This window comes from Rahnella sp. AA, assembly GCF_002834385.1.
GTDB lineage: Bacteria > Pseudomonadota > Gammaproteobacteria > Enterobacterales > Enterobacteriaceae > Rahnella.
In genome coordinates this window covers 134,491-156,478 of sequence record NZ_PITQ01000002.1, presented here as the reverse complement: position 1 = coordinate 156,478, position 21,988 = coordinate 134,491, and the positions used below count along the sequence as shown (strand labels likewise).

Genomic DNA, 21,988 nt, shown 5'->3' with positions numbered 1-21,988 from the left:
ACATCGTATAGCGCTCTGGCAAAACAGACTGTCGTGAAGACAGTGTCGGGCAGTGGATGAAACAAAGGCTCCACGTTGTGGAGCCTTTTTATATCACGTTAAATCATCAGCAGATTATTACAGGGACTTGGTGAAAGTACGGGTAATAACGTCTTGTTGCTGTTCTTTAGTCAGTGAGTTGAAGCGTACTGCATAACCAGAAACACGGATGGTCAGCTGAGGATAGTTTTCAGGATGTTCCATCGCGTCTAACAGCATTTCGCGGTTCATGACGTTAACATTCAGGTGTTGACCACCTTCGATGGACGCTTCGTGGTGGAAGTAACCATCCATCAGACCTGCGAGGTTCGCTTTACGAACATCATCATCTTTACCCAGCGCGTTTGGAACGATAGAGAAGGTATAAGAAATACCATCTTTGGCGTAAGCAAACGGCAGTTTAGCAACAGAAGTCAGAGAGGCAACAGCACCTTTCTGGTCACGACCGTGCATTGGGTTAGCGCCTGGACCGAATGGAGCACCAGCACGACGACCGTCTGGGGTGTTACCTGTTTTCTTACCATAAACCACGTTAGAGGTGATGGTCAGAACAGACTGAGTTGCTACAGCGCCACGGTAGGTACGCAGTTTCTGAATTTTCTTCATGAAACGTTCTACCAGGTCACAAGCAATGTCATCTACGCGAGAATCGTTGTTACCGAACTGTGGATATTCGCCTTCAATTTTGAAGTCTACAGCCAGGCCGTCTTCGTCACGGATGGTGCTAACTTTTGCATATTTGATAGCAGACAGGGAGTCAGCAGCAACTGACAGACCTGCGATACCACATGCCATGGTGCGATAAACGTCACGGTCATGCAGTGCCATCAGCGATGCTTCGTAGCTGTATTTGTCGTGCATGTAGTGAATGATGTTCAGAGCAGTCACGTACTGTTTAGCCAGCCAATCCATGAAGTGATCCATACGATCCATCACTTTATCGAAGGTCAGGACTTCATCCATCATTGGTGCTTCTTTAGGACCAACCTGGATTTTCAGCTTTTCATCAACGCCACCGTTGATTGCGTACAGCATGGTTTTCGCCAGGTTTGCACGAGCACCGAAGAACTGCATTTGTTTACCCACAACCATTGGGCTAACACAACAAGCGATAGCATAGTCATCGTTGTTGAAGTCAGGACGCATCAGGTCATCATTCTCATACTGTACAGATGAGGTATCGATAGACACTTTCGCTGCGTACTTTTTGAAGTTCATTGGCAGCTTTTCAGACCACAGGATGGTCATGTTTGGCTCTGGTGAAGGACCCATGGTGTACAGGGTATTCAGGAAGCGGAAGCTGTTTTTAGTGACCAGAGTACGACCATCAACACCCATACCTGCCAGGGATTCAGTCGCCCAGATTGGGTCACCGGAGAACAGTTCATCATACTCAGGAGTACGCAGGAAACGGACCATACGCAGTTTCATGACCAGGTGGTCAATCAGTTCCTGAGCTTGTTCTTCGTTCAGCTTGCCAGCTTTGATATCACGATCGATGAACACGTCAAGGAAGGTAGATACGCGGCCGAAGGACATTGCTGCGCCGTTCTGAGATTTAACCGCAGCCAGGTAGCCGAAGTAAGTCCATTGAACCGCTTCTTGCGCGTTGGTCGCAGGACCAGAAATGTCGCAACCATATTTGGCCGCCATTTCTTTGATCTGGCCCAGAGCACGATGTTGTTCAGAGATTTCTTCACGCAGCTGGATGGTCATTTCCAGATTCACGCCGTTTTCCAGGTCGCTTTGCAGAGACTGGAATTGAGCGTATTTGTCAGCCATCAGGAAGTCGATACCGTACAGCGCAACACGACGGTAGTCACCGATGATACGGCCACGGCCATATGCATCTGGCAGACCTGTCAGAACGCCAGATTTACGGCAGTTCAGAATGTCTTTGGTGTAAACATCGAAAACACCCTGGTTGTGTGTTTTACGGTAGTCGGTGAAAACTTTTTTTAGCGCTGGATCCAGTTCACGGCCATAAACTTTGCATGAACCTTCAACCATTTTGATGCCGCCGAATGGGATCAGAGCACGTTTCAATGGCGCGTCAGTCTGCAGACCAACGATAGTTTCCAGAGATTTGTTGATGTAGCCAGCGTCGTGAGAAGTGATGGTAGCCGCAACGTCAGTATCAAAATCAACAGGAGCCTTAGTGCGGTTCTCCAGTTTGATACCTTCCATTACTTTATCCCACAAGGTGGTGGTCGCTTGGGTCGCGCCAGCCAGGAAGGACTCATCACCTTCATACGGTGTGTAGTTTTTCTGAATGAAGTCGCGGACGTTTACGCCGTTCTGCCATTCACCAGCACTAAAACCTTCCCATGCGTTGATCAATTTTTCATTGAGCTTGGACATTTTGCACCTACCTTCTAATTTGGATTTCTTTAAAAATCGCGTGTAAAACTGTCGTAACAAGAGTGCCACGTTCTATCAGTGGTGCTTCTCATCGCGAAGATATATAACCCAATACGTTAACCCTACCAGCAAACCACCCCCGATGATGTTACCAATGGTCACAGGGATAAGATTGTCGATGATAAAGTTTGGGATGTTCAGTTCTGCGAACTGCGCCGGAGTTGCGCCGACGGCCTGCCAGAATTCTGGTGTCGCAAAATTCTTCACTACGATGCCTAAAGGGATCATGAACATGTTGGCAATACTGTGCTCGAAACCGCTGGCGACAAACATGCCAACGGGGAGGATCATTGCGAACATTTTGTCCATCAGACTACGGCCGGAGTAACTCATCCATACCGCCAGGCAAACCATCAGGTTAGCCAGAATCCCCAGACATACGGCTTCAATAAACGTGTGATGCATTTTATGGTCAGCCGTTTGCAGAACGTTCAGTCCCCACAAACCATTATCGACCATATACTCGCCTGAGAACCAAATCAGTGCCACAAAGAACAGACAGCCGACCAGGTTACCAATATAGACATTGACCCAGTTACGTGCCAATTGCCCCCAGGTGATTCGGCCACTGGCTTTCGCAATCACGATAAGCACAGTAGAGGTGAACAGGTCAGCACCACACACTACGACCAGCATCAGACCCAGTGAGAAGCAGATGCCCCCAACGAGTTTTGCAAGACCATAAGGTACGGTTCCGGTGCCCGTTGTTGCGGTGATATAAAAAGCAAAGGCAATAGAAATAAAGACACCAGCAGTAATAGCTAAAAAGAATGTTTTTAACGGCTGTTTGGTGGCTTTATAAACGCCAGCATCTTCAGCAACTTTTGCTGTTGCGGCGGGTAAAATGAGATCGAAGGGGTTGTCAGCTTTCACATTAACTCTCTTATTCAGGGCTTATGCACTGCGCAACGAGATACTAGCAAAGCAGTATAACGTAAAAATTGACGTGGATCATACGAGGCGGTTTTTGGCGGTTTGGAACGAACTACTAAAGGGGTAGGTACAGGGTTAATTCATTGAAAATAATGAAATAAAAACATTTTAATTTTTACAAAAAAAGTTGATGTGACGTGAATGTATTTTCTTTTTTGAGTGAAATCCAATGCCTTATTGTTAATAAATATCGTTAATTTGAGTTTATGAATTTCACTTTCAATTAACGTCTAAAAATAAGTGTCATATTTTTGTCGTAAAAACGACAACCGGGCATTATTTCGCGCGAAATTACACGTCATTTTTAAGGCAGAGTCAAATTCTTGCAGATAAACAGATCGGCGAGAGCGTTTAGCTTGTAAATAAAAGCCGGCAGGAAATCCCGCCGGTTTTAGTGAATTAATCGTGCTTTGAACTCAGACTTTAGACCAGTGGCGACGTTTTGCTACTTGCAGCTTTTCGTATGCGCCAAGCAGTGCCTGATGAGCTGGCAATGCTTTGAGGTCGGCGTCTACGGCAAACAGACCGTGGAAACGTTCTTCGCCGCTGATGGCTGCTGAAGCATCATCAACCGCTTTCTGACCGTACATTTTCACGAATGCCGTGTAGTACTGAGCCGGATCACGTTCTTCTTCCAGGGACAGCTGAAGAAGAGTTTGCAGACAACGGTAATAGTTGTTGCGCTCATCGTTGTAAACCGACGCGTTGAATTCATGTGCCCATTCAGCCCAGGTCAGCGCCTGATCCAAATCGCCGCCCGCCAGTGCCAGCATAGATTTCAGCTCGCCAACGCGCAGGGTGTACCAGCCGTTGTCTTTGCCGCTGGCGATGCCCAGAAGTTCACGAACGCGGGTGAAGTCATCCAGACCTTCATCATCCAGCTGTGTGATCATTTCCAGATAAGCTTCTTTTGGCAAATCGCTGTCCGGCAGAGCCAGCAACTGATCGCGCAAATGAGCGCCCATGCTGTTGTTGGCCAGCAGCAAATCTTCTGCCGGATAAATGTCAGACATGCCCGGAACGATGATACGGCAGGCGTACACGTCAAGATGCTCGTAATCCGCGATGTAAACTTCAGCGTCTTCTTTATCAAAGATGGCCATCAGCGTGACGAACTCTTCTTCTGTCGTGCCGCTGAAGCTCCAGTCTGCAAACGGGTAGTCAGCGTCCTGCTTAAACATATCCCAGGAAATCAAACCGCTGGAATCGATGAAGTGAGTTTCCAGATTGGCATGCTCGGCCACTTCTTCATCATCGAAGGTCGGCGCGGTGAAGACGTCCAGATCTTTCAGGCTGCGGCCCTGCAGCAATTCAGTCACGGTACGCTCGAGTGCAACACCGAAATCAGGGTGTGCGCCGAAGGAAGCAAAGCAGGTACCGTTTGCCGGGTTAAACAACACCACGCAAATGACCGGGTAGTTGCCGCCCAGAGAGGCGTCGTAAGACAGGATTGGGAAACCTTCTTCTTCGAGTTTGGCGATGGCCTCAACGACACCCGGATAGCGCGCCAGCACGTCAGCAGGAATCTCTGGCAGGCTGATAGATTCCGCGATGATACGGTTTTTTACATAACGCTCGAAGACTTCAGACAGGCCCTGAACGCGGGCTTCATTTGCGGTATTCCCTGCAGACATGCCGTTAGATACATACAGATTGCCAATGATATTCATCGGAATATATACGGTTTCCAGGTCAGACTGACGGGTGAACGGCAATGCGCAAATCCCGCGATCCGGGTTGCCGGATTGCAGATCAATCAGATCGCTGGCGACCAGTTCTTTATCTGCATCGTAAAATGCGTGCAGACGCTCATCCAGAATACCTTCCGGCAGAAGGTTGTCTTCCGGCAGCGGGAACCATTTCTCGTTCGGATAATGCACGAAATCGCCGTTGGCAATTTCTTTACCCAGATAAAAATCGGCGAAGAAATAGTTAGTCGACAGACGCTCAAAATATTCACCCAGAGCAGAAGCCAGAGCGGCTTTTTTGCTGGCGCCTTTACCGTTGGTGAAGCACAGCGGGCAGTCGCGGTCGCGAATGTGCACTGACCAGACGTGGGGAACCGGATTCAGCCAGGAAGCTTCTTCGATATTAAAGCCGAGGTCGGTGAGTTTTTGTTGGAAGCGGGAAATGGAGTCTTCCAGCGCCGCGTCTTTACCAGGAATAAAAGTTTGCGTCATTGAGTTCACTTTTGAGCGTGCTAAAAACGCGCAATGATACGGGGTTTTGCGCATTACCTCCATGTATTCGTGTTAACAATGTAATCGCGTTGTGAACTCAAAGGCTTGTAGGTAAAACGGGTGTAAGCAGCGCGGCGGCAGAAGAGAATAATCATAATTTGCGCGTTCTCTGCTCATGCAAACATAATCCCGCAAAATCAGTATTAAAAGGAGGAAAGAACCTTGCGTTCAGCCTCTCATCGCTGTTTATCAGGTCGTGATGAATAACCGTTGCAGACTGCTTGTCTGGGATGATAAAACCGGTAAATTAGTTGTTACTTTGTGGCTGTCTCAGAAGAAGTGGTGAGGGGAAATGACTCAGGTTTATAATTTTAGTGCAGGCCCGGCAATGATCCCGGCTGAAGTATTGCGTCGTGCAGAGCAGGAATTGTGTAACTGGCACGGACTGGGCACCTCGGTGATGGAAATCAGTCACCGTAGTAAGGAATTTATCCAGGTAGCCGAAGAATCCGAAAAGGATATTCGTGACCTGCTGAATATCCCCCCGAACTACAAAGTGCTGTTCTGCCACGGTGGCGCACGTGCGCAATTCGCCGCAGTGCCGATGAACCTGCTGGGCGATAAAGCGTCTGCTGATTATATTGATGGTGGTTACTGGGCACACAGCGCTGTTAAAGAAGCGCAAAAATACTGCACACCTAACGTTATTGACGTCACCACGACTATTGACGGCAAACGCGGCATTCTGCCAATGAGCGAGTGGAAGCTGAATGCAGATTCCGCTTATGTGCATTACTGTCCGAATGAAACCATCGATGGTATTGCTATCGATGAAATGCCTGATTTCGGCGATAAAATTGTTGTTGCTGACTACTCATCTTGCATCCTTTCGCGTCCTATTGATGTCAGCCGCTTTGGCGTAATTTATGCCGGTGCGCAGAAAAATATCGGCCCGGCTGGCCTGACGCTGGTTATCGTACGCGAAGATTTATTAGGTAAAGCGCGCACTGAGCTGCCTTCTATCCTTGATTACACCGTATTGGCCGAGAACGATTCCATGTTCAATACTCCGCCAACGTTCGCCTGGTATCTGTCAGGTATGGTCTTCAAATGGCTGAAAGAACAGGGCGGTTTGCGTGAAATGGAAAAACGCAATCAGGCCAAAGCTGAACTGCTGTACGGTTCCATCGATCGCACCGGTTTCTACCGTAACCCGGTTGCGGCAGCCAACCGTTCGTGGATGAACGTTCCGTTCCAGATGGCCGATGCATCACTGGATAAGTTGTTCCTGGATCAGGCTCAGGACGCGGGTCTGCATGCGCTGAAAGGCCACCGTGTGGCCGGTGGGATGCGTGCATCCATTTATAATGCAATGCCGATTGAAGGTGTCAAAGCGCTGACCGACTTTATGGCGGAATTCGAAAAACGCCATGGCTAAGCGCGCTGGCTTTCGGGCCGGTACAATGCTTTAGTAAGAAGCCTTAAAAATGACCCCGGCTCGCTGTCCGGGGTCATTTTATGAAATGAAGAATTGGAGAAAGAGTGGAATCCCTGACATTACAACCCGTTGCATTGGTTAACGGCAGCATCAACTTACCTGGCTCAAAAAGTGTTTCTAACCGTGCGCTTTTACTGGCTGCTTTTGCACAGGGCACTACCCGCCTGACTAACCTGCTCGACAGTGACGATGTGCGTCACATGCTGAATGCGCTGACTGAACTCGGTGTTACGCATCGCTTATCGGCAGCCCGCACTGAATGCGAAATTGACGGGCTGGGCCACGCTTTTTCCAATGCTAAAGGGACTGAACTGTTCCTCGGGAATGCAGGTACGGCCATGCGTCCGCTGGCGGCTGCATTATGTCTGGGTGAACAGGATGTCGTGCTGACGGGCGAACCACGGATGAAAGAGCGCCCGATCGGACATCTGGTTGATGCCTTGCGCCAGGGTGGCGCGCAGATTGATTATCTCGAGCAGGAAAATTATCCTCCCCTGCGCCTGCGCGGTGGTTTTTGCGGTGGCAATGTCAGCGTGGATGGCAGCGTATCAAGCCAGTTTCTGACGGCATTATTAATGACCGCACCGCTGGCAGAAAATGACACCACGATTCAGATTAAAGGTGATTTGGTGTCGAAACCGTATATCGATATCACGCTTAACCTGATGAAAACGTTTGGCATTGAAGTTGAGAACAACCAATACCAGCAGTTCCGCATCACAGGAAAACAGCAATACGTTTCACCAGGGGCTTATCTGGTGGAAGGTGATGCGTCATCCGCTTCTTATTTCCTTGCAGCGGCTGCCATCAAAGGCGGTACCGTGCGTGTTACCGGCATCGGTAAAAACAGCATGCAGGGCGATATTCGTTTTGCCGATGTACTGGAAAAAATGGGCGCAACCATCCAGTGGGCTGATGATTACATTGAATGTACGCGCGGTGAGCTGAAAGGCATCGATATGGACATGAACCATATCCCGGATGCGGCGATGACTATCGCCACGGCTGCACTTTTTGCCGAAGGCCCGACCACTTTACGTAATATCTATAACTGGCGCGTTAAAGAAACCGACCGCCTGGCTGCGATGGCGACTGAACTGCGTAAAGTCGGCGCGACGGTAGAAGAGGGCGAGGATTACATCCGCATTGAACCACCCAAAGCGCTGAAATTTGCTGAAATCGGTACATATAACGATCACCGTATGGCGATGTGTTTCTCGCTCGTGGCGCTGTCTGATACGCCGGTAACCATCCTTGATCCAAAATGCACAGCGAAAACTTTCCCTGACTATTTTGAACGGTTGGCTGCAATTAGTACTCTGGCATAAACTCTTTTGGGATGTATGAAGACGGCGGACATCTTTGATGTCCGCTTTTTGCTTTAACGGTGTCAGAAACGTCCGCTTTTTAGGCAACTGATAAATGTGGGGTAACAGTTGCCATCAAGGCAGCGTATAATGCCGCTCCTGAATTAGTCCTCTGAGGCTAATGAAGCGGGTATACCCCACCGAAAGGAGACAAAAATGACGGCTTTCGCCCCGGTAATCACCGTTGATGGGCCAAGTGGTGCAGGTAAAGGTACGTTGTGTAAAGCGTTGGCTGAAGCTTTCAACTGGCGACTGCTGGATTCCGGTGCTATTTACCGCGTTCTGGCTCTGGCGGCTTTGCATCACCAGGTTGATATTGTCTCAGAAGAAGCGTTAGTTCCGCTGGCCGCTCATCTTGATGTACGTTTTGTCGCCCGGGATGGTCAGTTGCAAGTCATTTTAGAAGGTGAGGATGTAACCAATGAAATCCGCACCGAAACGGTAGGCAATACGGCCTCCCAGGCGGCGGCATTCCCCCGTGTGCGTGAGGCATTATTACGCCGTCAGCGAGCATTTCGTGAAGCGCCGGGTCTGATTGCCGACGGTCGTGATATGGGCACTGTGGTTTTCCCTGATGCGCCTGTGAAGATTTTCCTGGACGCAAGTTCAGAAGAACGTGCAAACAGAAGAATGCTACAGTTGCAGGAAAAAGGCTTTAGTGTTAACTTTGAACGGCTTTTAGCCGAGATCAAAGAACGTGATGACCGTGATCGTAACAGGCCTATCGCGCCCTTAGTGGCTGCTCCCGATGCGTTATTGCTGGATTCGACCAGTATGTCCATCGAGGAAGTCATCGAAAAAGCACTGGCTTATGCCACAGAAATTCTAGGATTGCCGCAAAAACAAACCCGGTAATCGAGCCGTAATCTGGTGCTGAAGAATATTCAGTGCCAGTTTTGGCTATAGTTTTTTTTAACCTCGCCGCAAGGATCTGTAGCGGGGCATTTGAAACAACCCCATCCTGCAGGAAGCCAGATGGACGTTAAACTTAAGAACCTAAAGATTATCAACATGACTGAATCTTTTGCTCAACTCTTTGAAGAATCCTTAAAAACAATCGAAACCCGTCCTGGTTCCATCGTTCGTGGTGTTGTTGTGTCTATCGACAAAGATATCGTACTGGTTGACGCCGGTCTGAAATCTGAGTCTGCAATCCCGGCAGAACAATTCAAAAACGCACAGGGCGAACTGGAAATCCAGGTTGGCGACGAAGTTGATGTTGCGCTGGACGCTGTTGAAGACGGCTTCGGTGAAACTCTGCTGTCCCGTGAAAAAGCTAAACGTCATGAAGCTTGGATCACGCTGGAAAAAGCTTACGAAGAATCTGCAACTGTTACCGGTGTTATCAACGGTAAAGTTAAAGGCGGCTTCACCGTTGAGCTGAACGGTATTCGTGCGTTCCTGCCAGGTTCACTGGTAGACGTTCGTCCTGTTCGCGACACGCTGCATCTCGAAGGCAAAGATCTTGAGTTCAAAGTCATCAAACTGGACCAGAAACGCAACAACGTTGTTGTTTCCCGTCGTGCAGTAATTGAGTCTGAGAACAGCGCAGAGCGCGATCAACTGCTGGAAAACCTGCAGGAAGGCATGGAAGTTAAAGGTATCGTTAAGAACCTCACTGACTACGGTGCATTCGTTGATCTGGGCGGCGTTGACGGCCTGCTGCACATCACTGACATGGCTTGGAAACGTGTTAAACACCCAAGCGAAATCGTCAATGTTGGCGATGAAATCACTGTTAAAGTTCTTAAATTTGACCGTGAACGTACCCGTGTGTCACTGGGTCTGAAACAACTGGGCGAAGATCCTTGGGTCGCTATCGCTAAACGTTACCCAGAAGGTACTAAACTGACTGGTCGCGTTACCAACCTGACTGATTACGGCTGCTTCGTAGAAATCGAAGAAGGCGTTGAAGGTCTGGTTCACGTTTCTGAAATGGATTGGACTAACAAAAACATCCACCCATCTAAAGTTGTTAACGTGGGTGATGTTGTTGAAGTTATGGTTCTTGATATCGACGAAGAACGTCGTCGTATCTCCCTGGGCCTGAAACAATGCAAAAACAACCCATGGCAGCAATTTGCAGAAACCCACAACAAGAACGACCGTGTTGAAGGTAAAATCAAGTCAATCACTGACTTCGGTATCTTCATTGGTCTGGACGGCGGCATCGACGGCCTGGTTCACCTGTCTGACATCTCCTGGAACGTTGCAGGCGAAGAAGCAGTTCGTGAATACAAGAAAGGCGACGAAATCGCAGCTGTGGTCCTGCAAGTTGACGCAGAACGTGAACGCATCTCCCTGGGCGTGAAACAACTGGCTGAAGATCCATTCAATAACTACCTGTCTGTTAACAAGAAAGGTACTATTGTTACTGGTAAAGTCACTGCAGTTGACGCCAAAGGTGCTACAGTTGAATTAGCTGGCGGCGTAGAAGGTTACCTGCGCGCTTCAGAAGCTTCTCGCGACCGTATTGAAGATGCAACTCTGGTTCTGAGCGTTGGTGATGAAGTTGAAGCTAAATTCACCGGTGTTGACCGTAAGAACCGTGTAGTAAGCCTGTCCGTCCGTGCTAAGGACGAAGCAGACGAGAAAGATGCAATCGCTGTTGTTAACAACAAACCAGCAGAAGAAAGCAACTTCTCTAACGCTATGGCTGAAGCATTCAAAGCGGCAAAAGGCGAGTAATGACGGGGGGCGGCTCTGCCGCCCCGATACGGTAGTTTAGCTGCAAAGCTTGGAGGTACTATGACCAAGTCTGAACTTATTGAAAGACTTGCTGGCCAGCACTCTCATATCCCGGCGAAAGCTGTTGAGGATGCAGTGAAAGAGATGCTTGAGCATATGGCTGCAACCTTGGCTGATGGTGAACGCATCGAAATCCGTGGGTTTGGCAGTTTTTCTCTTCACTACCGTGCTCCGCGTGTGGGGCGCAACCCTAAAACGGGCGATAAAGTTGAGCTGGACGGCAAGTACGTTCCTCACTTTAAGCCAGGTAAAGAGTTGCGTGATCGCGCGAACATTTATGGCTAAGGCTTATTCCTGAAACATAAATGACTGCCTATAGCGAATGTAAAACGGTGCCTTTAAGGTGCCGTTTTTTTTTGCTATTTTCGACCTGAAGACTGTCTTCATTATCTCTATTCTGCTGATTATTTGCGTAATGCTTCGCACCGATCCCTTCTGATACTTGTTCCTTTTCTGCTCAAAAACCATACTCCAGCCCTGACGTTGATCTGAATTTCGGGCCATTTAACGCTGAGGGTAAAAACATCAAAATCTCAATGGATGAGGTCGCAGTTGCCATTATCACCGGCATGATGCCACTGATTTTTCTTCCCAAAATCCCTCCGAATGCTCAGCTTATTGCGTTACTTTTTGCTGGCTGTTTGTTGCTCCTTCCTGACCGGAAAATACTCAGACTTACAGGTGTCATATTCTTAAGCTTTTGTTGGGCTGCCTATCAGGGGGCAGTACAGCTTCAGCAAATTTCTGCTTTACAAGGTGCTAAACGTGAAGTCATTGCCGAAGTTCAAACAGTGAATTTGGGTATGGAAGGGGCTTCCCGGTTTTTCAGGATAGAAAAGGTGGATGGTAAACGCGTGTTCCCCCCGGTGTCATTCCGGGCTAAATGGGGAGAGCAAGGCGAGCTACCGATGGCCGGGCAACGATGGAAAATGCTTGTCAGCCTGCGTCCGGTTCATAGCCTGCTTAATGAAGGCGGCTTCGATGCACAGCGCTGGGCATTGTCTCAACATGCGCCGCTGACCGGGACAATCTACAACAGCCAGTCTCTTGACGCCGGCGCAGGCTGGCGTCAGCAATTTATTCAACGAGTCCGGCAGACAATGCCAGAACTTACGAATACGCCGGTATTAATTGCATTAGCATTTGGTGAGAAGGGGCTTATACAAAAGTCGGAAATGCTGCTGTTGAAGCGAACGGGGATTGCTCATTTGGTTGCAATCTCAGGCCTGCACATCGGTATTGCCGCATTATTCGGCGGCTGTCTGGCGCGGATTTGTCAGTGGTTTATGCCTGTCAGATTTATCGATTATCGCTTTCCTCTGGTGGTCAGTGAGATTTTCTTATTGGCTTACACGTGGCTTGCCGGTTGCAATGCACCCGCGCTGCGAACAGCCATGGCATTCTCATTATGGCTCCTGCTGCGTTACTTTCGGGTCCGTTGCCATCCCTGGCAAATCTGGTTATGGGGCGTGGCGCTTTTGCTGATGACAGACCCGATGAATTTACTCTCGGACAGCTTTTGGTTATCGTGTCTTGTGGTGGCTTCGCTGGTTTTCTGGTTCCAGTGGGTGCCATTATCGCCGCAGTTTCAGCAGCACTGGTACTGGAGCGTTGTGCGTTGGGGACACTTACAGGCAGGGATCACATTGCTCCTGCTGCCCCTGCAAACAGGTATTTTTCACGGTATCAATATCGCCTCATTTCTTGCAAATATATGGGCGGTGCCGATTGTGTCACTTCTCACGGTTCCCAGTATCCTCTTGATCTTGTTTTTAAATATTTTTCCTGCCGACTGGGTGGCAGCCATGCAGATATTGCTCTGGAGAGTGGCGGATTCTACGCTGAGCCTGGCAATGTGGGGCGTAAGGCCTTTCAGCGGTGGCTGGTTTACGCTTGGGGAAAACTGTCTGGCTATCAGCGCCCTGGGATGGCTGGGTATTATCTTTTGTCGTATCGGACATGTGAAACAATGGCTTTCGATACTGCTGTCGTTTTGCGCGGTATCGGTTGTGTGGTTCTTGCGGGTCCCCCCAGAGCGATGGCGCGTTGACATGCTTGATGTCGGGCATGGTTTATCCGTGCTGATCAGCCGAAATGGAAAAGGCGTTCTCTATGATACGGGGAATAAATGGGAAGGCGGGTCTGCGGCGGAACAAAATATTCTGCCATTTTTGAATTGGCGCGATATTGAATTAGAACAGATAATTATCAGCCACAACGATATGGATCACAGGGGTGGCCTGGAATTCATCCAGTCGGGATATCCTCAGGCAAGCTTGCGAGATAGCTCCATGTCAGCGGACCATCTGGCGTGTGTGGCCGGAGAACACTGGCAGTGGCAGGGGCTAAATTTCAACGTTTTATGGCCAAGGGCAAAAGTTGCAGATGCCCGGAATGATGACAGCTGCGTCATCCGTATTGATGATGGTTCATTCAGCCTGCTGCTGACAGGGGATATTGAGGCGGGCACGGAAAAAGCCTTAATCAGGAAATGGCAGCAGACGTTGCAGTCCACGGTGCTTCAGGTTCCTCATCACGGGAGTAATACGTCTTCTTCCCCTACTTTTTTGCGCGCAGTTGCGCCGGAAGTGGCACTGGCTTCGGCAGCGCGTTTCAATAAATGGCATCTGCCTGCGCATAAAGTTGTTAGCAGATACAACAAAGCCCGTTATGACTGGCATTCCACGTCGGATTCCGGGCAATTGAGCTTGTTCATTTACGGTGATTATTGGGCAATTAAAGGCTTACGGGAGCAATTAAACCCACGTTGGTATCACCGCCGGTTTGGAGTATCAGCAGATAATGAGTAGAATAGGCCGCTATTTCTTTCGATGCTGGTTGATATTGCATGATGAACGATAAAGATCTCTCCACGTGGCAGACATTCCGTCGCCTATGGCCGATGATCACACCTTTTAAGGCCGGGCTGATTGCTGCGGCTATTGCGCTGGTCGCCAACGCCGCCAGTGATACCTTCATGCTGTCTTTGCTGAAACCGCTTTTAGATGACGGATTCGGAAAAGCAGACCGCTCAATTTTACTCTGGATGCCACTGGTCGTTATCGGTCTGATGATTGTTCGCGGTGTGAGCGGGTACATTTCGAGCTACTGCATTTCCTGGGTATCGGGCAAAGTGGTTATGCATATGCGCCGCCGCTTGTTTGGTCACATGATGAGAATGCCGGTTGCATTCTTTGACCAGCAATCCACTGGCACCTTGCTTTCCCGTATTACCTATGACTCTGAGCAGGTGGCTTCATCGTCTTCCAGCGCTCTGGTCACCGTCGTGCGTGAAGGGGCCTCAATCATTGGCCTGTTTATCATGATGTTTTACTACAGCTGGCAGCTTTCGGTGATCTTACTGGTCATCGCACCGATCGTTTCGGTTGTTATCCGCGTGGTGTCCAAGCGTTTCCGTAACATCAGTAAAACGATGCAAAACACAATGGGACAAGTGACGACCAGCGCAGAGCAGATGCTGAAAGGGCACAAAGAAGTTCTGATCTTTGGTGGTCAGAAAGTGGAAACTGAGCGGTTTGATAAAGTCAGTAACCGTATGCGCCAGCAGGGTATGCGTATGGTTTCTGCTTCCTCAATTTCTGACCCGATCATTCAGCTGATTGCTTCTCTGGCACTGGCTTTCGTGCTGTATGCAGCAAGCTTCCCGTCTGTTATGGAAACGCTGAGCGCCGGTACGATCACCGTGGTCTTTTCCTCGATGATTGCACTGATGCGCCCGCTTAAGTCCCTGACTAACGTAAACTCTCAGTTCCAGCGCGGTATGGCGGCCTGTCAGACGTTGTTCTCTATCCTGGATATGGAGCAGGAAAAAGACGAAGGTAAGCTGGAAGTCAAACGTGTTAAAGGTGAGGTTGAGTTCCAGAAAGTGACCTTCACTTATCCTGGTCGCGATGTCCCTGCGTTACGCGATATTTCTTTCGCGCTGCCTGAAGGGAAAACTGTCGCACTGGTGGGTCGCTCTGGCTCTGGTAAATCTACTATTGCCAACCTGTTGACGCGTTTCTATGACATTCAGGAAGGCAAAATCCTGATGGACGGTCATGACCTGCGGGAATATACCCTGTCATCATTGCGCGATCAGGTTGCACTCGTATCGCAGAATGTTCATTTGTTTAACGACACGATTGCCAACAACATTGCGTATGCCCGCACTGATCTCTATTCCCGTGAAGAAATCGAAAAAGCCGCAACAATGGCTTATGCGATGGATTTCATCGGTAAGATGGATAAAGGTCTGGACACAGTGATTGGCGAGAATGGTGTCCTGCTTTCTGGTGGTCAGCGCCAGCGCATCGCGATTGCGCGTGCTTTGTTGCGTGACTCGCCGATTCTGATCCTCGATGAAGCGACTTCTGCACTCGATACCGAGTCAGAACGTGCAATTCAGGCCGCTCTGGATGAATTGCAGAAAAACCGTACCTCTCTGGTGATAGCGCACCGTTTGTCGACCATAGAAAAAGCCGATGAGATTCTGGTGATTGAAGATGGTTGTATTGTGGAACGTGGCTCACACACCGCATTGCTGGAAGAACGTGGTGTTTATTCGCAGCTTTATCGGATGCAGTTTGGCCAATGATCGAACGTATCTGGTCAGGTAAATCTCCGCTCTATCTCTTGCTTTTGCCTTTGTCATGGCTGTACGGATTAATCTCGAATTTAATCCGTTACAGCTATAAATCAGGGCTTAAAAAAAGCTGGCGGGCCCCTGTGCCTGTGGTGGTGGTTGGGAATCTCACTGCCGGGGGCAATGGCAAAACGCCGGTGGTTATCTGGCTGGTCGAAACGTTACAACAACATGGTTTTCGCGTGGGTGTGGTTTCACGGGGGTACGGCGGTAAAGCTGAAAGCTATCCGCTGGTATTAACTGCGGAGACGAAGCCAGCTCAGGCAGGTGATGAACCCGTGTTGATCTTCCAGAGAACCGGAGCGCCCGTTGCTGTATCGCCGGTGCGTTCCGGTGCAGTTAAAGCGTTACTGGCCGCGCATGAGCTGGACGTTATCATTACGGATGATGGCCTTCAACATTACGCGCTTGAGCGTGATGTCGAAATTGTTGTTATTGACGGTGTGCGGCGTTTTGGCAACGGGCACTGGCTCCCTGCCGGGCCGATGCGTGAACGTCAGTCACGCCTGCTTTCCGTTGATGCGGTGATAACTAACGGTGGTACCGCGCATGCCGGTGAGCTGTCTATGGTTTTACAGCCGGGCAAAGCGGTGAATCTGGTAACGGGTGAACAGCGTGATGCTGCAACGTTGCATAATGTGGTAGCTATGGCCGGCATCGGGCATCCGCCACGTTTTTTTGCGACACTCAAACAGCTGGGAGTGGATTTGCAAAAGGAAATCGCTTTTGCTGATCATCAGGCATATTCGCGTGAGCAGATCTCTGGCACAGTACAATCCGGTCAGCAGCTTCTGATGACTGAAAAAGATGCAGTGAAATGTCGCGCTTTTGCTCAGCAGGATTGGTGGTATTTGCCTGTTGAGGCAAAAATCCGGGGAGGGCTGGCTGAGAAATTACTGCAAAAAATAACCGATCTGATTTTGAAAACCCATCTTTAAACGGTCTGAGGTGCTGTGTTTTTAAAAATTTACGTAAATTTTAAATTGTAATGCTCCTGATTTAGAAGGTTAATTTACGGGAGTAGCATTCCTGGTGAAAATTATCACATAGCATGACTTGCTATTGCCTGTGGGTTATGAGTAAATGCGTGCAGCCTGTGTTGCAGCGCTATTTATGTATGAGTGTAAAGTAAAGCAGTTCCTCCCAGACGTTATCTCTTTCCCGATAATTCCTCAAAGACGAACCTTCTAAGTCCTCCCATAAGTAATTGTCTGTACTGTTGGCTAATATTGCCGTATGGCACAATATTAAATAAAAAAAACGTTAAACAAATTCGCTCATTAGAGGTTTTTTATAAAAAAATAACTTAGATATGGGCAAACGCATCCGAACAATAATAAAAAAGTGTGTTCATGGATGCCCAAAAGAAAGGATAGAAATTATGATGTTAAAAATGGGTTTAGTTAAATGGTACAATCAGGCCAAAGGTTACGGTTTTATTTGCCCTCTGGATGGTTCTTCTGAAATTTATGTTCAGCGTACCTCTATTGCTAATACCGGTAATAAATCACTAAGCGCCGGTCAGCGGGTTGAATTCACCACTTACCACAGCGTAGCACATGGCCCTTCTGCGGCTGATGTTATTGCGTTCTGAGTCTGGCTGTTAGCATTCTCCGTTGAGCTGAATTTTACGCTCCGGCAAAAATATGTTATCGGTATCCACAGTTTATCGCTGCCACGGATACCGATATGTCTTACCCGGTTATATCTCTCAGTTCGGCCCGCACACTGCATTTATCTGCACAAAATCTTCTTAAACCACTGACCCGAAAACCGTCCGCCGGTGATGTTGTCGATTCCATCCAGAACATGGGATTGCTACAAATCGATACGATAAGCGTGGTCGCCAGAAGCCCTTATCTCGTGTTGTTCAGCCGCCTTGGGAATTACTCACCGCAATGGCTGGAGGATGCGTTATCAGCGGGGGAAATTTTTGAATATTGGGCGCATGAAGCCTGTTTTATCCCCCGTGAAGATTACGGGTTGCTAAGGCATAAAATGCTGAATCCGCAGGGTATGGGGTGGAAATTTTCTCAGGACTGGTTTGAGGAGCACCATGTGGATATCCATGATTTGCTCAGCCATATCGCTAAAAATGGCCCGGTGCGTTCTGCCGATTTCAGCACAGAAAAGAAATCAAACAGCGGCTGGTGGGACTGGAAACCGCATAAAAAACATCTTGAAACGCTGTTTACAGCCGGAAAGCTGATGGTATCCGAACGGCGTAATTTTCATCGGGTTTATGACCTGGCAGAGCGCGTTATGCCAGGTTGGGATGATGCAACGCAGGCACTGAGCCGGGAAGCAGCGGAATATCAAATGTTGTGCCGTTCGGCACAGTATCTGGGGATTTTCAAAGCGGAATGGCTGGCGGATTACTATCGCCTTAAACGTGCAGATACGCGGAGAGTGATAGAGGATCTGCTGGAAAGCGGAGACATCACGCCGGTTGAGGTCAGTGGTCTGGAGGGCAATTATTATGTCCACCGGCGACAATTCCCTTTGCTGCAAAAAGCGCTTGAGTCACAGATTCGTTCAACGGTGACGACATTGCTTTCTCCCTTCGACCCGGTGGTGTGGGATCGCAAGCGTGCTGCCATGTTGTTTAATTTTGATTACCGGATTGAATGCTACACACCCGAAGCGAAACGTCAGTACGGATACTTCACATTGCCCATACTACAGCGGGGCGAGCTTATCGGGCGTGTCGATGCAAAAATGCACCGCAAGGAAAAAAGACTGGAGGTCAAAAGTCTGCATCTTGAGACAGGCATAAAGGTAACAGCCCGGCGTGCGCAGGATATTCATGGCGCGATTACGCGCTTTGCCGCGTGGCAGGGGGCAGAGGACGTATTGCTGACGAAAGTACCGGAAGCGTTAACCGTTCTATGGAAAACCGGCTGGCGGGTTTGATTCCGCAAAATAAAACGGCTGCTTCAGGCAGCCGTTATTTCACGATGATTGCAGGTGTTTCATCAGTCTTAGTGACTGAAATTAGCGAACATTGCGATGATTTTGTTAATGGTTTTCATTTTTAGTGCTCTTGTCTAAGGTTGATAGTGTGATGTTCATCACAAAAAAATTGTACTCCCAGTGAATCTGCAACGCAATCACCCTTTGCCGATATTTTTTATTTACAACAATGTAACGTTGGCATGAACTGTCAGAGGGTGACGGAGGATTAACGGAGGGCAGGGCAATATGCTATTCTCTGGGACCGCTGTTTTGTGTTTTCTAATGCTTTTTTGCGCTGCGCCCTGTTGAAATTACGGCGTATTCGCCTCCGGGAGGAACTGATGGACCATCGTTTACTTGAGATCGTTGCGTGCCCTGTATGTAACGGGAAGCTTTACTTCAATAAAGAGTCACAGGAACTGGTGTGTAAGGCGGACAGCCTGGCTTACCCGGTTCGTGATGGTATCCCTGTATTATTAGAAAATGAGGCCCGCCCGCTTTCTGTTGATGAGACGCATCCATGAGTTTTATTGCAATTATTCCTGCCCGTTATGGTTCAAGCCGTTTGCCGGGTAAACCTCTGGCGGATATCAACGGCAAACCTATGGTTGTGCACGTAATGGAGCGTGCGCTTGAGTCCGGGGCTAAGCGGGTGATCGTAGCGACTGACCATCCCGATGTTGTCACTGCGGTAGAAGCCGCGGGTGGTGAAGTTTGTCTCACCAGCCCTGATCATCAGTCCGGCACGGAGCGCCTGGCCGAAGTCATTGAATTATGCCAATTTGAAGATGATGAAATCATCGTGAACGTTCAGGGCGATGAGCCTTTAATTCCGCCGGTGATTGTCAGTCAGGTGGCAGAAAATCTGGCGAATAGTGAAGCAGGTATGGCAACGCTGGCTGTGCCGATTGAGTCAGCCGAAGAGGCTTTCAATCCGAATGCGGTGAAAGTGGTCCGGGATGCCAAAGGTTACGCGATGTATTTTTCCCGCGCGGCTATTCCCTGGGAACGTGAGCGGTTTGCCGTTTCGAAAGATTCAATTGGAGACGTTTTCCTGCGCCATATCGGTATTTACGCATACCGCGCCGGTTTTATTCGCCAGTATGTGCAGTGGGAACCGAGCAAGCTTGAACATATTGAATTGCTCGAACAACTTCGTGTGCTTTGGTACGGTGAAAAAATCCACGTTGACGTCGCGAAGGCCATCCCTTCGGTTGGCGTCGACACGCCAGAAGATCTGGAGCGTGTCCGTGTGATCTTAGGCCACAAAAAGGCCTGACCAAAAACAGGCGGAATGCACTGTATTTCGTCTGTTTTCCCTTATCTTCGCTTTTGCGCGACATCTTCCTTTATCTGCTCAGACTATCCGGTTTTTATTTGATCTGAAACGGGGTATTCACTGCCCGAAGCTTTCATCATAAACGTTAATCTTTTTGTCACTGCGAACACGTTATGGAACAGCTAAAAGCCGAATTAAGTATTGTGTTGGGCGAGCGTTTGTCTCGTCTTGAATGCGTCAGTGAACAGCCTTATGCCCATCTTTTTTCACTGTATGATGAGCAGGGATACGCCATGCCGTTGCTGGCGAAAAGCTTTGTCTGTCTGGGGATTGCCGGGCAGGAAGCTTACAAATTATCCATGCTGGCGAGAGAGGGTGTGGTTCGGGTGCCGACGGTTTACGGTATGGTTACGACACACCAGAAACCCTATCAGGAAATTTTGCTGATTGAGCGTCTTCGCGGCGTATCTGCGGAAGCACCAACGAGAACGCCGGAACGCTGGCAGATATTACAAGAACAAATCGTTGAAGCGATGCTCGCCTGGCACCGGATCGACAGCCACGGGTGTGTCGGATCGGTCGACAGTACTCAGGATAATCGCTGGGAAAACTGGTATCCGCAACGCGTTGAAGTGCTGTGGGCAACATTGTCAAATTTACAAGCACCTGAACTGACGGCTGAAGATCGAACATTGCTTTTTCGCTCCCGGGCTTGCATACCCGCTTTGTTTGAAGGATTTGACGATACCCCTGTGTTAGTGCATGGCAATTTATCATTACGCAGCATGCTAAAGGATCCGCGAAGCGATCAACTGCTGGCGATGATCAACCCCGGCACTGTGCTCTGGGCTCCACGTGAGTTTGACCTTTTCCGCCTGTGGGAAAAAGGCATGAGTGAGCAACTGCTGTTCAGCTATTTACAAAAAGCGCCAGTATCTGAAACTTTCCTTGCCCGCCGCTGGCTATACCTGGTGTGGGAATCCGTTGCGCATTTAATCCATACCGGAAAGCTTGATCGCCGGCAGTTCGATTACGCCAGGCAACAGTTAATGCCGTGGCTTAACTGAATCATTTTGTTACGGGCGCAGGCAGAGTCATCCATTGCAAGATTCGCCCGAGCGTTTCATACCATGCCCGTTCGCTATGAGATAAGAATAGTGCCTGCGGCAAAGCTTTTTCCCACGGATTGAGCGGGGAATCGATAGCCAGCTGATTGGCCGGTGCCGGGATGGGATTCAATCCCTGCTGGTGAAAGAAAATAAGTGCACGCGGCAAATGGTTGGCTGATGTGACCAGCACGAAGGGCTGTTCTCCGATCAGTGTTTTGACTTGTTGTGCTTCCTGCTGTGTATCCCTGGGTTTGTCGAGCAAAATGATATCGCTTTCAGGCACACCCAGGCTTTCGGCTACTTTCCCTGCGACCGCCGCGCTGCTCACTGGATTACTCATGGCTTGCGCACCGGTAAAAATCATTTTTGAACCAGGATTCGAGCGATAGATCCGGATGCCTTCTGTCACGCGCGGCAGGCTGTTGCTGATCAAGTTTGAACTCGGTGCCCAGTCAGGGTTGTAGGTATAGCCTCCCCCCAGCACTACCACAAATTTCACCGGCGTATGTCCTTCAACCTGATAAGTATGATATTCAGATTCAAGGGGACGAAGCAGATGATCCGCGACCGGTTGCAGGCTGAGCAGGAGCAACAACAACCAACTCAGTGAAAAAAACACTTTTCCTGTTTTCTGCCAGCGAGTCATCCACAGTAACACCAGCGCTATAGCCATTAAGATAAGAATAAAAGGCAGAGGAAGCAGCAGGCCGCCAAAAGTCTTTTTGAGGATAAATAGCATCTGAAACCGGTCCTTTTGGGTGAAAAAACGACATCCGGGCGTGAATCCGCGTCAGGATGATTTATTCTATGCCAG

The 21,988-nt window shown here is 49.2% G+C and carries 17 protein-coding genes; 13 read left to right on the top strand and 4 right to left on the bottom strand.

Translation table 11 applies throughout. From position 1 onward, the window contains the following. Positions 1–117 precede the first annotated feature (117 nt). From pflB to ycaO, 3 genes are all read right to left on the bottom strand, one after another. Complete coding sequence (pflB, locus tag CWS43_RS05560; protein WP_101075931.1) at positions 118–2,400, bottom strand: formate C-acetyltransferase; 2,283 nt, start codon at positions 2,398–2,400, stop codon at positions 118–120. Between the two features lie 75 nt (positions 2,401–2,475). Continuing rightward, the gene (focA, locus tag CWS43_RS05555) at positions 2,476–3,333 is read right to left on the bottom strand and encodes a formate transporter FocA (protein WP_101075930.1); all 858 of its coding nucleotides are present in this window, start codon (positions 3,331–3,333) and stop codon (positions 2,476–2,478) included. Positions 3,334–3,809: 476 nt separating this feature from the next. Beyond that, positions 3,810–5,573 (bottom strand): 30S ribosomal protein S12 methylthiotransferase accessory factor YcaO, encoded by a 1,764-nt coding sequence (ycaO, locus tag CWS43_RS05550; RefSeq protein WP_101076456.1) that lies wholly within the window; start codon positions 5,571–5,573, stop codon positions 3,810–3,812. A gap of 352 nt (positions 5,574–5,925) precedes the next feature. Here ycaO and serC point away from each other — a divergent pair, with 352 nt between their 5' ends. The 13 genes from serC (at position 5,926) to CWS43_RS05480 (ending at position 21,132) form a co-directional block, all read left to right on the top strand. Further along, the gene (serC, locus tag CWS43_RS05545) at positions 5,926–7,011 is read left to right on the top strand and encodes a 3-phosphoserine/phosphohydroxythreonine transaminase (RefSeq protein ID WP_101075929.1); all 1,086 of its coding nucleotides are present in this window, start codon (positions 5,926–5,928) and stop codon (positions 7,009–7,011) included. 104 nt (positions 7,012–7,115) lie between these two features. After that, on the top strand, positions 7,116–8,399 hold the full coding sequence (aroA, locus tag CWS43_RS05540; protein WP_101075928.1) for a 3-phosphoshikimate 1-carboxyvinyltransferase: 1,284 nt from the start codon (positions 7,116–7,118) through the stop codon (positions 8,397–8,399). A 195-nt stretch (positions 8,400–8,594) separates the two neighbouring features. Next, a complete protein-coding gene (gene cmk, locus CWS43_RS05535) occupies positions 8,595–9,293 on the top strand; it encodes a (d)CMP kinase (RefSeq protein ID WP_101075927.1) in 699 nt (232 codons plus the stop codon). Between the two features lie 156 nt (positions 9,294–9,449). Continuing rightward, positions 9,450–11,126: a 30S ribosomal protein S1 gene (gene rpsA / locus CWS43_RS05530; protein ID WP_101076455.1), complete on the top strand. Its 1,677-nt coding sequence runs from the start codon at positions 9,450–9,452 to the stop codon at positions 11,124–11,126. Between the two features lie 60 nt (positions 11,127–11,186). Next, a complete protein-coding gene (gene ihfB / locus CWS43_RS05525) occupies positions 11,187–11,471 on the top strand; it encodes an integration host factor subunit beta (protein WP_013574835.1) in 285 nt (94 codons plus the stop codon). Between the two features lie 251 nt (positions 11,472–11,722). Next, positions 11,723–13,996 (top strand): DNA internalization-related competence protein ComEC/Rec2, encoded by a 2,274-nt coding sequence (locus CWS43_RS05515; RefSeq protein WP_232776705.1) that lies wholly within the window; start codon positions 11,723–11,725, stop codon positions 13,994–13,996. 38 nt (positions 13,997–14,034) lie between these two features. After that, a complete protein-coding gene (gene msbA, locus CWS43_RS05510) occupies positions 14,035–15,783 on the top strand; it encodes a lipid A ABC transporter ATP-binding protein/permease MsbA (protein WP_101075925.1) in 1,749 nt (582 codons plus the stop codon). Continuing rightward, complete coding sequence (gene lpxK / locus CWS43_RS05505; protein WP_101075924.1) at positions 15,780–16,769, top strand: tetraacyldisaccharide 4'-kinase; 990 nt, start codon at positions 15,780–15,782, stop codon at positions 16,767–16,769. The genes msbA and lpxK overlap by 4 nt, the downstream gene beginning before the upstream one ends. 443 nt (positions 16,770–17,212) lie before the next feature. Then, positions 17,213–17,425 (top strand): cold-shock protein, encoded by a 213-nt coding sequence (locus CWS43_RS05500; protein ID WP_101075923.1) that lies wholly within the window; start codon positions 17,213–17,215, stop codon positions 17,423–17,425. Positions 17,426–17,520: 95 nt separating this feature from the next. Next, complete coding sequence (locus tag CWS43_RS05495) at positions 17,521–18,744, top strand: winged helix-turn-helix domain-containing protein (protein WP_101075922.1); 1,224 nt, start codon at positions 17,521–17,523, stop codon at positions 18,742–18,744. 383 nt (positions 18,745–19,127) lie between these two features. Then, a complete protein-coding gene (locus CWS43_RS05490) occupies positions 19,128–19,310 on the top strand; it encodes a Trm112 family protein (RefSeq protein ID WP_056771818.1) in 183 nt (60 codons plus the stop codon). Continuing rightward, positions 19,307–20,065: a 3-deoxy-manno-octulosonate cytidylyltransferase gene (gene kdsB, locus CWS43_RS05485; RefSeq protein WP_101075921.1), complete on the top strand. Its 759-nt coding sequence runs from the start codon at positions 19,307–19,309 to the stop codon at positions 20,063–20,065. The genes CWS43_RS05490 and kdsB overlap by 4 nt, the downstream gene beginning before the upstream one ends. Before the next feature lie 173 nt (positions 20,066–20,238). Then, positions 20,239–21,132 (top strand): YcbJ family phosphotransferase, encoded by an 894-nt coding sequence (locus tag CWS43_RS05480; RefSeq protein ID WP_101075920.1) that lies wholly within the window; start codon positions 20,239–20,241, stop codon positions 21,130–21,132. Position 21,133: 1 nt separating this feature from the next. Here the strand turns inward: CWS43_RS05480 and elyC are convergent, their stop codons facing one another. Further along, positions 21,134–21,913, bottom strand: a complete 780-nt coding sequence (gene elyC / locus CWS43_RS05475) for an envelope biogenesis factor ElyC (protein ID WP_101075919.1) — start codon at positions 21,911–21,913, stop codon at positions 21,134–21,136. Positions 21,914–21,988: the final 75 nt, after the last annotated feature.